Below are 12,121 nucleotides of genomic sequence, written 5' to 3'. Positions count from 1 at the left end.
CAGGCACTGGATGCGAAGTGCGGTCTCGGCGCGCTCTCTGCGCAACTGCTCATCGCGTTCGGCGATGGTGGTGTCACGGGCAGCAACGGCCGCCTCCAGAAGCGCGATCCGGGCGAGGAAATCAGCGGCTGAGGGAGCTTGTTCCGACACCCAAATTACATACCCGAAAGACCTCCGTTACGAAAGCAAAATCGACACAAAATCAATAAGAAACGAGCAAAATCAGCCAGCCAGTCGCGGTCGATAAATCTTGCTCGGCCGGCGCCAGTCGATCCCGTCCAAAAGCATACGGTGAAGGCCGCGGAATGAAGTCTCGCGCGGGACAGTAGTGGGCGTTATGGTGGTGCGATCAATTCAGGCTGCGGCGGTCTGCTGACCGACCGGTTTGTCGGCGTCGCGCAGCTTTTTCCATTCCCAAGGCAGCAGTTCATGCAGGCGGGAACTTGGCAGATCAGAGATTCGTGCGATGACGTCGGCGAGCCAAGCTTTTGGGTCGACGTCGTTCAGGCGGCAAGTGGTGATGGATGTCAGCATGACGGCAGCCCGGTCGGCGCCGCGCTGGCTCCCGGCAAATGTCCACGCACGCCTTCCCAGGGCCACACCTCTCAATGCCCTTTCTGCGGCACTGTTGGTCAGGCAGATTCTGCCGTCATCGATGAAGCGGGCAAAGTCGTCCCAGCGCGAGAGCATGTAGTTGATCGGCTTGAGGACATCGGAAGAGCGCGAGAAGGTACCGCGCTCGCGGAGCAACCACTCGTGCATGTCATCGAAGAGCGGCTTGCTCTTTTCCTGCCGCACCGCACGCCGCTCGGCGGCTGTCTTGCCGTTGATGGCGCGCTCGATGTCGAAGAGCGCGTCGATGCGCTTGACCGCCTCCAGCGCCGTCGGGGAGATCGGTTTGCCATTCCTCTTGCCCTCGCGGGCATTTTTCTCGACGTCGGCCAGTTCGAAGAATCCCCTGCGCGCATGCGCAAAACAGAATGCGGGCGTGATCGGCAGCTCTCTCCGCTTCGGATCGAAGAGCGGATTGAAGCCGCTATAACAGTCGACCTGCAGGATGCCGCCGAACCGGGCCAGATGTTTTTGTGGGTGCTCACCTCGTCGGTCGCTCGAGGCGTAATAGACCGCCGCCGGCGGCGCGGCGCCGCCGAAGGGCTGATCGTGGCGCACATAAGTCCAGATGCGACCCGTTGTGCATTTGCTCTTTGCCAGGACACGGATGGTTGTGTCGTCACCATGAAGGCGCTCGGCCGCAAACACATGAGCCTCGATCAGCTTGAAGACCGGCATGAGGGCAAAGGTTCCATGACCAACCTGATCGGCCAGCGTCGAGATCGGCATGTCGATCCCCTCGCACTTGAAGCGCGTGCTCTGGCGGTTGAGCGGGATGTGCATGCCGAACTTGTCGAACAGGATCGTCGCCAGCAGTTGGGGACCGATGAAGCCTCGCGGCGTAGCATAAAACGGCGCCGCCGGCTGGGTGATCGCTTCGCACTCTCGGCACGTAAATTTCTCACGCACGGTCTCGATCAGCTTGAACCGACGCGGGGTCTCCTCCAGCGTCTCGGTCACGTCCTCGCCGAGCTTGACCAGCCGCGATCCACCGCAGCGACCGCAGGCCGACGGAGCGGCGATGACGACGCGCTCGCGCTCGATGTCATCGGGCCAGGGCTTGCGCACCGGCCGCTTGCGCTCGAAGGCGCGCACCTTCTGGGTCTTTGCCGCCGCGGCGGCCGCGGCAAGCTCGTCCTCGCTTGCCGCGGTGACGAGTTCCTCGAGCTCCAGTTCCAGTTGCTCGATCAGTCGCCGGGTTCGCTCGGAGCGCTGCCCGTACAGTTCGCGTTTCAGCTTCTCGATGCGCAGCTCAAGACGCGCAATCCGCGCCTCGGTATCCGACAGCTTCGCCTGCACGGTCGCGGCTTCAGCCTGCCAGTTGGTCGCCTGCGTCTGCCAGTTGGCAGCTTCGGCCTGCGCATTGGCCGCATCCGCGATGGCGACATCGCGCTCAGCCTGCAGCGCCTCATGCGCAGCCAGCAGCGCCATGTAGGCACCGGCAAGGTCCGCAGGGAGATCAACAGGCTTCGAAGTCACGAAGCCATTGAATCAGATTCCCGCATAATATCAACTAAAAAATGCTATCCAACACGAGCTGGTCGCCATGTTTCTTGAGGGTTACGCCAATCTATCCCCGACAAAAGGTAACTTAACTGTGCCGGAGATATTGTTACGGCTCCGCCTTCAACTGAAGGCCATATGAATCTTCCTCGTTCGAGTCTTTTTGTGAACAGGCATGCCCCTTGGCCATCATGCCAAATACACTTCAGCAAATTTCCACGCTTCCCTCGGAAGCAGAACAAATTGCCGCCCAGCGGATTATGTTTGAGCACCTCCTGCACCCGTAGCGCAAGCGAGGGGAAGCCACACCTCATATCGGTGTAGCCCGTGGCAAGCCACACGCGTACGCCTTCCGTCGGGATCATGGGATCTCTTCCAGTCCCTGCACGATCCTCATCAGGACACTTACGTCGACAGTCCGGTCAACGGTCACGCGCCGGCCGTTGGCTGCGACAATCTCCATCAGGCCACCGGTAAACATCACCTGGCCGGTCGTGGCCGGAACTTCACAGCGCGATCGGGCAGCAGCGGGTGCTCCCGGCTCTACATCCTGCACGCCGGGACTGATCACACCCAGGTCGATGAAGGCGGTCGGCGAGGTCTCGCAAAACAGGTTGGATCGGCCAACCAGCTTCCCTTCACGGGCTTGCTTCATCCAGATGTGCAAGTGGTTCGCGTTCATGTCCTGACGCCGAGCCACAACCGCCACCGGATCACCGGTCTCCTGCACCTCACGCACGATCGCCAGCTTCTGCTCGACCGTCCAGGAACGGCGCATTCGCTTACGTCCGCGCTTTCGGCCTCCACCCGCCGGCAACTGCACAACTGCGGTCTCACCCAATTCCGCCGTCGACGGCTTCTCCATGGCCAGGTACTTCATTGCCGCTAGCGTCCACTTAATCGTTAGCGGACACTATCGCCTCAAAATACCCATTAGTAGGCGGCCGTTGCCGTACGGATACCGCTCGGCCAGCAGCGCCACATAGGCGCTGGCAAGATCCGAGGGAAGATCAACCGGCTTCGAAGTCATGTGCCGATTGAATCACATTCCATTGTATTTTCAACTAAAAAGTGCTATCCGACGCGCGTCGGACGCCACGTTTCCTGAGGATTGCGCCAGTCTATCCCAGACAAGAGATAACTCAGTTGCGCAGGAGATACTGTCACAACTCCGCCCTCAACTGTCGGCCAGATGAAGCGGCCGCGCTCGAGTCTTTTTGTGAACAGGCATGCTCCTTGGCCATCATGCCAGATGACCTTCAACAAATTTCCGCGTTTCCCCCTGAAGCAAAACAGGTTGCCCCCAAGAGGATTATGTTTGAGGACCTCCTGCACCCGTAGCGCCAGCGATGGAAAGCCACATCTCATGTCGGTGTAGCCAGTGGCAAGCCACACACGCACACCTTCTGTCGGGATCATCGCAGCATTTCCAGTCCCTGCAAGACCCGCATCAGGACACTTACGTCGACAGTGCGGTCAACAATCACACGCCGGCCGTTGGCCCCGACGATTTCCATCCGGCCGCCGCTAGACACCGCTTGGCTGGTCGTAGCCGGTACTTCGGAGTGCGATCGCGCAGGAGCCGGCTCTTCAGCCTCTACATCGTGCAGACTGTGACCGACAACACCCATGTCAATGAAGGTGATCGGTGTCTCGGATCGGTCACCCAATTTCCGTTCCCGGGCTTGCTTCATCCAGATGTGCAAGTGGTTGGCGTTCATATCGTGACGCCGCGCCACAACCGCCACCGGATCACCGGAGCGGACACTACCGCCTCAAGGTACGCGTCAGTAGGCGGCCTTCAGCGTATGCGTACAGCGAAACGACGACCTGATCCTTGGTGGCGGGCCAGGCAAAACAGCCGTCGGTAAGCCGCTTTGTGAACAGGCAGAACCCCTGGTCGTCATGCGCCAGAATCTTGATGATATGACCCTTGCGTCCACGGAAGCAGAAGATCGCGCTTCCATCCTCGACAGCTGCTCCATAGCCAGATACTTCATTCGCCAAGCGTCCACTTAATCTCCCGCACCTCACGCACGATCGCCAGCTTCTTCTCGACCGTCCAGGAGCGGCGCTTCCGCTGTCGGCCCGCACCCGTCGGCAGCGGCACAGCCGCGGGCGTGCTCGCCGGTGTGCGGATTGAGCGCGAGCACCTGCTGCACCATTCGCGCCAGGCTGTTGATCCCGCGACGCATGTCGGTCGCGCCGCAGCACAGGTAAATCCGGTCGGTCGGCACCACCGTGATCACCTGGTCAACTCCGCCAGGACGATACGCAACGCTGTCGGATCGACGGTCCCGTCAATCCGCAATCGCGCGCCGCTCGGAAAGGCCACGACAATCCTGCCGGCCGGGTCCGGGCAATCGGCGACGGCGCGTTCGACCTCGGGCAGATCGCTCACCTCGATCCGCGCGAAGGTTGCCACCGCCTGGTCGACATCGAGCTCGCCGCCGGCCATCTGCTTGCGCCAGGCATAGAGCTGCGAAGGAGCTACGCCGAACGCTTGCGCGACCTCGGTCACCGACGACCCCGCCGCGCTCGCAAGGTCGACCAACGCGCGCTTCTGGCGCAACTCCACAGCCTCCGTTGCCGCGCGCGGCCGGGCATCGCTGCACCATCTTCAGCCGCCGCGGCGCCGCTGTCCTCGGCGACCACATCGCCCTCTGCATGTTCCAATGTCATGGCGCGAAAGCTCCATGTTCATCGGCCTATTGCAAGGTGCCTTGGTGCACCGCTTACCTTCAAGCGCGCGGATCCCAAGAAAGTCCTGGATTTCCGCGCGGTGGCGCTGACCATTCCGGCCTGACCAATCATAATCGATCAGTTCCGCTGCAGGGCGCCCAAGCTGATCGCCAAGGTAGCATCCTGCCGCATCGGGAATCTCTGCCGCCGATGCCGGAAACCGTCCCGCCAGCTGGTAGAATTTCAACTGCGCCGCGAAGCCGAGCCGCAAAGCCTCCGATTTGGCCTCGATCCGCGCCAGCTCTTCAAACCCAAGGCTCCAATGTTCCGCGAGTTCCTGTCTGCTCCAAGTCCGGTCCATCGGCGCGCCCTCGTTCGAGTCGTTAGCGCCATCCTACCCAGGCCGTCGGCCGGAGTTGCTGGGATGTTCCTTTCGTTGTCGTTTTTCAACAGCTATGAGGTCACTGGGCCATAGTGTTCTCCACGACTGGCCTCCGGATCTGGTCGTCATCGGCTCGATTGTCCGCTCCCATCGCGCCGAACACCATTGCGTGCGCCTTTTCCTTTGGCCAAATCTTCAAGCGCTGTAACGTGCGCAGCAGTAATCCGGATATGTCTCGGACGCTCCGCCTGCAGACGCTGTAGGAATTCGCGGCTCGTCCGCCAGGGCTCTTCGTCAAACCACGCTTTCAGTTCGTTGCTGACGAGGGCGAAGGGATCCGGTCGCCGACGGTCCCGTTTTTGCTTCGGCTTGGCTTGCGCAGTTGGAGGGATCTCGCCTTCCTTCCAAGCCGCCCGCAGGTCAGACAGGAACCGGTCGAGAGTCGGATCGGCCGGTACAAGGGATGTCGCCGGCAAGGTCGAAGGCATTAGCCCGGTAACTCACTTTGATTGATTGCCGCGCCGCAGCCGAGGAGGCCGATGCCCGGCTATCGCCGCGCATGCGGGTTCTGATCGAGGACCTGCGCGCCCAAAGGCGCAGCGTTGGGTGCTGCCGTGCATCATGGTCCCTGGGACACAGCATTGGGGGCGCTGGGCGCGTGCTTGCTCGGGATCGTAAGCACGCCCTGAATCTCGGCGCTATATGCTGGCTCCCCCGGACGCATCCAAGTTCCGACTGGATTGGTTGCAGAGTGTAAACTGCTTTGGCGATGGCCCACACGGGAGGCTGCCAAACTCTCCAACTCTCCCGCGTAGTGTGATCGATCGATCCAAGATGCGAGGCACTCCGTAGCACTCTTCGGCCTCGATAGGTCGTCGCGCCACTGTTCGGACCCCACATCGCCGATGCTATCTTGGCCGACGGTCAAATGCGACCGAGCCGCTTGCGAGGCGCGGGCCGTCTACATGAGAATGAGCATTGCCTCTTATTGCATGACCGATTATTTAGGTGAAGCTGACCTGACGAAACCTCCGCTGTTCCAGCCCTCCGGCAATGATGGAGGCTTCCGGCATGGCTGGTTCCACAACGTACCGCATGCGGGCGTCGGTGCCTGCGCCTTCTCTCCCGGCACAATCGGCAACACCAGCCTAGAAGGAAATTGCGGCGAGTGATAGACTTTATTGACGGACGGCGCGCCGACCGGCGCGGCCCCCAACAGGGGCGACGGGATCTCGCTGGGGGCTAATATGGACAATTCCAACCGATGTCCTTCCCGTACGACATGACCGATTGTCCACAAAGAGAATCTTGCCTCGTAAATCTTCCCCGGCTCAAGCATCTCCACTTTGCGATAGGACTGGTTGATCTCATCGGACCATGAACGTGCCGAGTCGATCTCGCGCATCGACGCACGCAGAAAACCTCGCGTCAGATACAACGTGTTGCCTTCGGGATCGATGTCTTTGACGGTCACCATGAAGTCTGTGTCTGTCTGTTCCGAGCTGAAATTGAGCACGATTTCAGGATTCCCTAGCAGAGCCGTGTCCTCGGTCATCGGATCAGTCCGATAATGCAGCGTGCCGCTAGATACCGGTGTCAGGCCAAACTGCGTATTCGATCCAACAAGTTCCGTTCCTGTGGGATACAGATAGTTCCGCACCCCCTGATCAGGGCGAGCAACGGGTTGTGTGGGGCTCAGCTTCGCATCGCCGGTCAGATAAAATGTGGTTCGCTGCAGATTCGGCACGGGCCAGTCTGCGTACGTTGTGGTCCACCCCGGCACAGCACGGCTGAATTGCTCTCTCGAAATGTTGTAGTCGCGACTGAATTCTGCGCACGGTAGGCGTGTCTCCCAAAAAACCGTCACCGGCGCTTCCTTGTCAACGCCGTTATCGACACCTTTTACCCAGTGGTCCATCCAGCGTATTCTTTCGTTAACAACCGGTGCTTGTTCCACGGCACTGTGCCCGCCATTGATATAAATCAATTTCTTATGCGCCACTTTGGGCAACAGATGTGCAAAAGCTCGGCCTGCTGAGGCCGGGTTTGAGTACTCGTCCTGTAGCCCTGCTATGAGCATCGTTGGTACAGTTATAAGCGGAGCCGCGCGCTCTCTACTCACCCCGGTTCGCTCCCACCAGTCATCCTGTAATGGGTGTTGTCGCGCTTGGTCATACAAGCCGTTCGGCTTGTATCTTGCGAGGGTCAGTTCACATTCCTTGTCGCCCCACTCCTTGATGCGTCTTTCAGCACCGATCCGAGCCGAACACTCCTGATCTACTAGGCCCCACTGTCCGATGGCGTACTGATGGAACATGCCGCCCACCATTAACCAGTCACGATACATGCTGAGCGAACTACCAGCGATAGATAAAGCCTTTAAGTGCGGCGGACGCTCCGCACCGACAAGCCATTGCACGCCGGCACTGTATGAATTTCCGATCATGCCGACATTACCTGTACTCCACGGCTGCTCTCCAGCCCATTCCACGATCTGAGCGCCGTCGGGACCTTCGTTTGACGAAAACGGAATGAAATTCTCTCCTTCGGAGCATCCGCTACCGCGAATATTTGCGCCAATCAGCGCATAACCCGCTTCCAAATACTCTTTCGCCATTGCAAAAGTTAGGGCGCCGTCCTCGTAGGCTGCATACTGAAACAACACCGGATAGCGGCCTTCTCTGCGTGGCCGCCAGACGACATACGCTAAGCGAGCCCCGTCACTCATTTGTACGTAGCCGTGTTCACGATGGACGTCCTGCTCCGTGAGCCCATTGACAGTGCCGACCATGATATACCTCCTCGTCCTTTTGTTGTGTTAGCGACACTGACCGTGATCGACCCGCTTCCCCCAGAAGGGCGCCTGGCGGGTCTCCGGGTCAGGGGTGTAGTGAAGCCGCTTGTACGATGTTGCCCTTCATCTTGCGGGACGCCGGCCTGAGTTCAGAGCTTCTTCAGGAACGGCACGGCGCCGGGGCTCGAACCGGCGGTCCAGACTGCGTTGAGAACCGGAGGGCTGACCTCAAGTTGATCGATCGCAGCTTGGATCAATTCCCAGGAGCGAGCTCACTCCTGCGCACTAGGTCGCCCTGCGCAAAGCTCATTTCTGACAGATACAACACCTCCCGTTGTTGACTTTTATCGAGCTTAGGATTAGCGGCCCATCTTGATATACCAGGTATGTCGTACCGTCAAGTGATCGAGCCGTCCTGTTGCTGCTCGCCACCACAGGCATTCGCAACGGGGAGCTACGGACCATTCAGTTGCAGGATACCGACTCGCGAACCGGCGCGGTGTTTTGTCCGGCGCAGTAATGGCAAGCGTGATCGAGCGGCGCTCCTCTCGAGGAGACCGGCTCCGCGCGCGGCCTCCTACACCACCTAGCGTAGTCGCGGGTGGGGCCTCTCGCATTCCGGGCGGCAGTTCCCCAACCTGACCATGTCGATGAATCGGTCAGCGCCGCAGCGCGAGAAGGAGAACTGCCGTGACGAAGTATGCAGCCCTAGATGTCTCAATGGAACAGACCGCCATCTGCGTGGTCGACGGGAGCGGTCGGAAACTCGGAGGGAAAGGTTCCAACCGATCCTGATGCCATCGCGGAGTTGTTGGCCGGGTAGGCTGAAGAGATCGAGAGGATCGGCATGGAGACCGGACCGCTGACGGTCTGGCTCTGGAATGAACTGACGAAGCGCGGACTGCCGATCGTGTGTCTCGATGCGCGCCACGCAAGTGCAGCCCTGTCCATGATGCCGAACAAGACGGATCGTCATGACGCGGCCGGTCTGGCCCAGATTGTGCGAACCGGATGGTTCAGGGAAGTCCGCATCAAGAGCCACGGCGCCTATGTCGTGCGGGCGCTGCTGTCAGCACGCGATCTCCTGGTCGGCATCCGCGGCAAGATCGAGAACGAGATCCGCGGGCTCTTGAAGACCTTCGGCATCATGTTCGGGAAGAAGGTGGGCGGCTTTGCCCGCCGTGCGGAGGAGATCGTCTCCGGCGAACTGGCGGCCGCGCCTGAGATCAAGGCAATCGTCGAGACGATGATGGAGGCCCGCAGATCCATCATTGAGCGGATCAAGGTTCTCGATGCGCGCGTCCGCGCTGCCGCGAAGCAGAATGCCATGGCCCGGCTGATCATGACCGCTTCCGGGGTCGGCGCGCCGTGATCGCGCTGTCGGTCGCCTCGACCTATGACGATGCTTCCCGCTTCCGCCGATCCTCCAGCGCCGGCGCCTATCTTGGCCTCACGCCTAGACGCTATGAATCCGGCGAGGTCAGTCGAAACGGCCACGTCTCGAAGCGTGGCGACAGGCTGACGCGAACCCACCTCTACGAGGCGGCCAACGTCATCCTGACGCGATAGGTTGGCTTCTCTTCCCTGAAGGCCTGGGGCCTGCGGATCGCCAAGGGCGCCGGCTTCAAGAAGGCGAAGGTCGCGGTGGCGCGCAAGCTCGCCGTCATCCTCCACTCCATGTGGAAGACGAACGAGCCCTTCCGCTACGCCGCTGCTGCAGCCTGACGAGGAGCTTTCGCTTCCGGTCCAAGCCCAGTTCCCGAGATGCGTCCTTGCCGGGACGCTGCGCGGATGAGGTCGCTCCCTGGCATGCGGTCCCACGGAACCGCGAACACCACTTCGACCCGCCCGTTCCAACGCAAACATGCGGCGATCCCTTGATCGACCCCGGAGAGAACCCTGAGCCCGGCAAGCGCTGCATCAGCGAGGAGAAAGGAGCCCATTGACGAATGGCGATTAGAGAATCAACAGGGACACAGCCCTCAAAGGCCTATGCCAGACGGTAGGGCGGTGTGCCGTCGACGTATTGTGAACGAGCGCGAAGGCCAGCGTCGAGGCCGTGGCGATGCTTCCCGGCAAGGGCTGCGTCGGCATAGGCGCGGTCACGATCGGCGTGTTGATCCCGGTGCGGTCGCAATTGCGACGAGCAATCTGAACCTTTGAACCGCACATTCAAAACCTTTGCCTTCACCTCGACATGAAGTTGCTCGGTAACGGTCTCACCCATGCGATGCATCCGGCCACGACAGCAAGGACAGGCCTTGTGATCGTCGGGAAGATCATATTCAACGCGCTCGCGCGGCAGGTTTTCCGGCGGCGGTCTGCGTCCGCGTTTCTTTCCTGTCGCGCTTTCGACGGTGGCAACGCTATGTCCGGAAGGTCGTCGACATCGCTATCTTCGTTGTCGGCTTCATCCTCATCAGCAGCCTGTTCGGCTTCATTGAAGATGCGTCAACGTGCTTTTCGCTTTTCGCTGCGCGGCGCAAAACGATGCAGTCGCGCAAGCGCCAGTCTTCCTCAAGTTTGAAGACGCATTCGGTGAGTTGACGGTTCGGCGCCTGCAGCGCAGCAATACGCGCCATCAACTCCTCAACAGCCGGTTCGCCTGTCCGATTCATCAGAATCTTGAATCGAAAGCATACCGGGTCAGCCGGCAACCTGATGTTGCCGCACCGGATGGCGAACCATTGCACCGATATCGATGCCGTCGAGAATCCACTGCAATTGCTCGGTCGTCAGCGTGACGACCGTCTGTTGGCGGCGGGGCCATCGGAACTTGCCTTCGGTCAGCCGTTTCGGGACCGGCACAAAGCCAGGCCGATCGAAGAACAAGAGCTTCATGCGGTCGCGACGGCGATTGCAGAACGCATAAGCCGCCGGGGAGTAAATGGATCGAATGCCATCGCCTCCTGAACCAGGAGATGAAGCCTGCCAGAAACCTCTTAGGGAGAGCGATACGCCATGAACGAAACTATCAACATTGTTCGCCTTCGTCAGCCCGACGAAATCGATGATCCCCTGACGGATGTGCTTCGCAGCGGCGCGCGCAAATTGCTGGCGCAGGCGATCGAGATTGAAGCCGAAGCGTTTCTTGCCGAGATGAAGGATCTGACGCTGCCGGACGGACGTGAGCGTCTGGTCCGGCATGGTCGCGGCCCGGAGCGGATGATCCAGACGGGGATCGGGCCGGTGCCCGTCAGCCGGGTGAAGATCCGGGACCGCGGCGCGAACGGTGAAGCGGACCGGGTCCGGTTTCCTCATCGATCCTGCCCAAATGGGCGCGGCGGACGCGAAGTCTGGACGCGCTGCTTCCCGTTCTTTACCTGCGCGGGGTTTCGACGGGCGACTTTCAGGACGCTCTGGCAGCCCTGCTCGGCAAGGAGGCGCCGAACCTCTCACCCTCGGTGATCACGCGGCTGACGGCACAGTGGACCACCGAATACGATCGTTGGCAAAAGCGGGATCTTTCGGCACGCCGCTATGTTTATGTGTGGGCGGACGGGGTCTATCTGCAGGCGCGGATGGAAGACCATGCCGAATGCATGCTGGTGCTGATCGGCGCCACGCCCGAGGGCAAGAAAGAGCTGCTCGGCTTCCAGACCGGCATTCGTGAGAGCGCACAGAGCTGGCGCGAGCTGCTGGTCGACGTGAAGCGTCGTGGCCTGCAAATCACGCCTGATCTTGCCGTGGGCGACGGCGCGCTTGGCTTCTGGAAGGCGCTCGACGAAGTGTTTCCCGGCACCAGGCACCAACGCTGCTGGGTGCACAAGACAGCCAACGTCCTGAACAAGGTGCCGCTCTCGGTGCAGGTCAACATGAAGACGGATTTGCGCGAGATTTACGGCGCGCCGACACGGTCAGCAGCCGAAATGGCGATCGATGTGTTCACCGAGAAATACGGCGTGAAGTACGACAAGGCGGTCGACTGCCTGACGAAGGATCGCGAGACGTTGCTGGCGTTCTACGACTACTGGTGTTCTTCCGTCCCGACCGCCCATTTCACAGCCGCCGCGCGCAGGGGCAGTCAAGGCTGGCCGCGTTTTACGCGGCCACCGCAAGGCTTGGGCCTTGACCGACCCGAGTACGGCGGCATGCTCCGACGATCGGGGGTGCAAGGTGCACCGAGGGCTGGCGCAACTGGAAATACC

The 12,121-nt window shown here is 60.6% G+C and carries 13 protein-coding genes and 2 pseudogenes; 3 read left to right on the top strand and 12 right to left on the bottom strand.

Going from position 1 to position 12,121, the window contains the following annotated elements; all coding sequences use genetic code 11:
* Nucleotides 1–354 precede the first annotated feature (354 nt).
* The 10 genes from EN786_RS33480 to EN786_RS33435 form a co-directional block, all read right to left on the bottom strand.
* Nucleotides 355–2,091 (bottom strand): IS66 family transposase, encoded by a 1,737-nt coding sequence (locus EN786_RS33480; RefSeq protein WP_128347052.1) that lies wholly within the window; start codon nt 2,089–2,091, stop codon nt 355–357.
* A 44-nt stretch (nt 2,092–2,135) separates the two neighbouring features.
* Nucleotides 2,136–2,480, bottom strand: coding sequence for an IS66 family insertion sequence element accessory protein TnpB (gene tnpB, locus EN786_RS33475; protein ID WP_126102181.1), 345 nt, complete (start codon nt 2,478–2,480; stop codon nt 2,136–2,138).
* Nucleotides 2,477–2,995, bottom strand: a complete 519-nt coding sequence (locus EN786_RS33470; RefSeq protein ID WP_135909646.1) for a transposase — start codon at nt 2,993–2,995, stop codon at nt 2,477–2,479. The genes tnpB (EN786_RS33475) and EN786_RS33470 overlap by 4 nt, the downstream gene beginning before the upstream one ends.
* A gap of 194 nt (nt 2,996–3,189) precedes the next feature.
* Nucleotides 3,190–3,534 carry an IS66 family insertion sequence element accessory protein TnpB gene (gene tnpB / locus EN786_RS33465; protein WP_126102165.1) on the bottom strand — a complete coding sequence of 115 codons (345 nt, stop codon included), beginning with the start codon at nt 3,532–3,534 and terminating at the stop codon, nt 3,190–3,192.
* Nucleotides 3,531–3,836 (bottom strand): hypothetical protein, encoded by a 306-nt coding sequence (locus EN786_RS33460; protein ID WP_135909644.1) that lies wholly within the window; start codon nt 3,834–3,836, stop codon nt 3,531–3,533. The genes tnpB (EN786_RS33465) and EN786_RS33460 overlap by 4 nt, the downstream gene beginning before the upstream one ends.
* Before the next feature lie 46 nt (nt 3,837–3,882).
* Complete coding sequence (tnpB, locus tag EN786_RS33455) at nt 3,883–4,122, bottom strand: IS66 family insertion sequence element accessory protein TnpB (protein ID WP_210238916.1); 240 nt, start codon at nt 4,120–4,122, stop codon at nt 3,883–3,885.
* A 23-nt stretch (nt 4,123–4,145) separates the two neighbouring features.
* A complete protein-coding gene (gene tnpB / locus EN786_RS33450) occupies nt 4,146–4,364 on the bottom strand; it encodes an IS66 family insertion sequence element accessory protein TnpB (protein ID WP_210214573.1) in 219 nt (72 codons plus the stop codon).
* A complete protein-coding gene (locus EN786_RS33445) occupies nt 4,361–4,687 on the bottom strand; it encodes a transposase (RefSeq protein WP_245493457.1) in 327 nt (108 codons plus the stop codon). The genes tnpB (EN786_RS33450) and EN786_RS33445 overlap by 4 nt, the downstream gene beginning before the upstream one ends.
* A 48-nt stretch (nt 4,688–4,735) precedes the next feature.
* Nucleotides 4,736–5,158, bottom strand: coding sequence for a DUF4158 domain-containing protein (locus tag EN786_RS33440; protein ID WP_128346663.1), 423 nt, complete (start codon nt 5,156–5,158; stop codon nt 4,736–4,738).
* 1,021 nt (nt 5,159–6,179) lie between these two features.
* The gene (locus EN786_RS33435) at nt 6,180–7,970 is read right to left on the bottom strand and encodes a CocE/NonD family hydrolase (protein WP_128161157.1); all 1,791 of its coding nucleotides are present in this window, start codon (nt 7,968–7,970) and stop codon (nt 6,180–6,182) included.
* 850 nt (nt 7,971–8,820) lie between these two features.
* On the opposite strand from EN786_RS33435, the gene EN786_RS39010 reads away from it, so the two are divergent.
* Together EN786_RS39010 and EN786_RS39005 are read left to right on the top strand one after the other, a co-directional pair.
* A complete protein-coding gene (locus EN786_RS39010; RefSeq protein WP_245493458.1) occupies nt 8,821–9,345 on the top strand; it encodes a transposase in 525 nt (174 codons plus the stop codon).
* A complete protein-coding gene (locus tag EN786_RS39005) occupies nt 9,342–9,542 on the top strand; it encodes a transposase (protein ID WP_245493459.1) in 201 nt (66 codons plus the stop codon). Before EN786_RS39010 ends, EN786_RS39005 begins: the two co-directional genes overlap by 4 nt.
* Nucleotides 9,543–9,966: 424 nt before the next feature.
* Here the strand turns inward: EN786_RS39005 and EN786_RS33420 are convergent.
* Both EN786_RS33420 and tnpB (EN786_RS39000) read right to left on the bottom strand, forming a co-directional pair.
* Nucleotides 9,967–10,591, bottom strand: a pseudogene (locus EN786_RS33420) (IS66 family transposase zinc-finger binding domain-containing protein); the annotation flags it as partial.
* Between the two features lie 28 nt (nt 10,592–10,619).
* Nucleotides 10,620–10,862 (bottom strand): IS66 family insertion sequence element accessory protein TnpB, encoded by a 243-nt coding sequence (gene tnpB / locus EN786_RS39000; RefSeq protein WP_281405026.1) that lies wholly within the window; start codon nt 10,860–10,862, stop codon nt 10,620–10,622.
* A 72-nt stretch (nt 10,863–10,934) separates the two neighbouring features.
* Between tnpB (EN786_RS39000) and EN786_RS33410 the strand changes: the two are divergent.
* Nucleotides 10,935–11,944: pseudogene (locus tag EN786_RS33410) on the top strand (IS256 family transposase); the annotation flags it as partial.
* Between the last annotated feature and the right edge of the window lie 177 nt (nt 11,945–12,121).

It is taken from the genome of Mesorhizobium sp. M4B.F.Ca.ET.143.01.1.1 (genome assembly GCF_004792275.1).
Lineage (GTDB): Bacteria > Pseudomonadota > Alphaproteobacteria > Rhizobiales > Rhizobiaceae > Mesorhizobium > Mesorhizobium abyssinicae.
The sequence above is the reverse complement of the archived record's forward strand: the minus strand, read 5'-3'. Positions and strand labels throughout refer to the sequence as shown.

Bases quoted from the DNA above. Each gene is read 5' to 3' on its own strand.
- tnpB (WP_126102181.1), bottom strand. From the start codon at position 2,480: ATGATCCCGACGGAAGGCGTACGCGTGTGGCTTGCCACGGGCTACACC.
- EN786_RS33470 (WP_135909646.1), bottom strand. From the start codon at position 2,995: ATGAAGTACCTGGCCATGGAGAAGCCGTCGACGGCGGAATTGGGTGAG.
- EN786_RS33435 (WP_128161157.1), bottom strand. From the start codon at position 7,970: ATGGTCGGCACTGTCAATGGGCTCACGGAGCAGGACGTCCATCGTGAA.
- EN786_RS39010 (WP_245493458.1), top strand. From the start codon at position 8,821: ATGGAGACCGGACCGCTGACGGTCTGGCTCTGGAATGAACTGACGAAG.
- tnpB (WP_126102165.1), bottom strand. From the start codon at position 3,534: ATGATCCCGACAGAAGGTGTGCGTGTGTGGCTTGCCACTGGCTACACC.
- EN786_RS33440 (WP_128346663.1), bottom strand. From the start codon at position 5,158: ATGGACCGGACTTGGAGCAGACAGGAACTCGCGGAACATTGGAGCCTT.
- EN786_RS33460 (WP_135909644.1), bottom strand. From the start codon at position 3,836: ATGAACGCCAACCACTTGCACATCTGGATGAAGCAAGCCCGGGAACGG.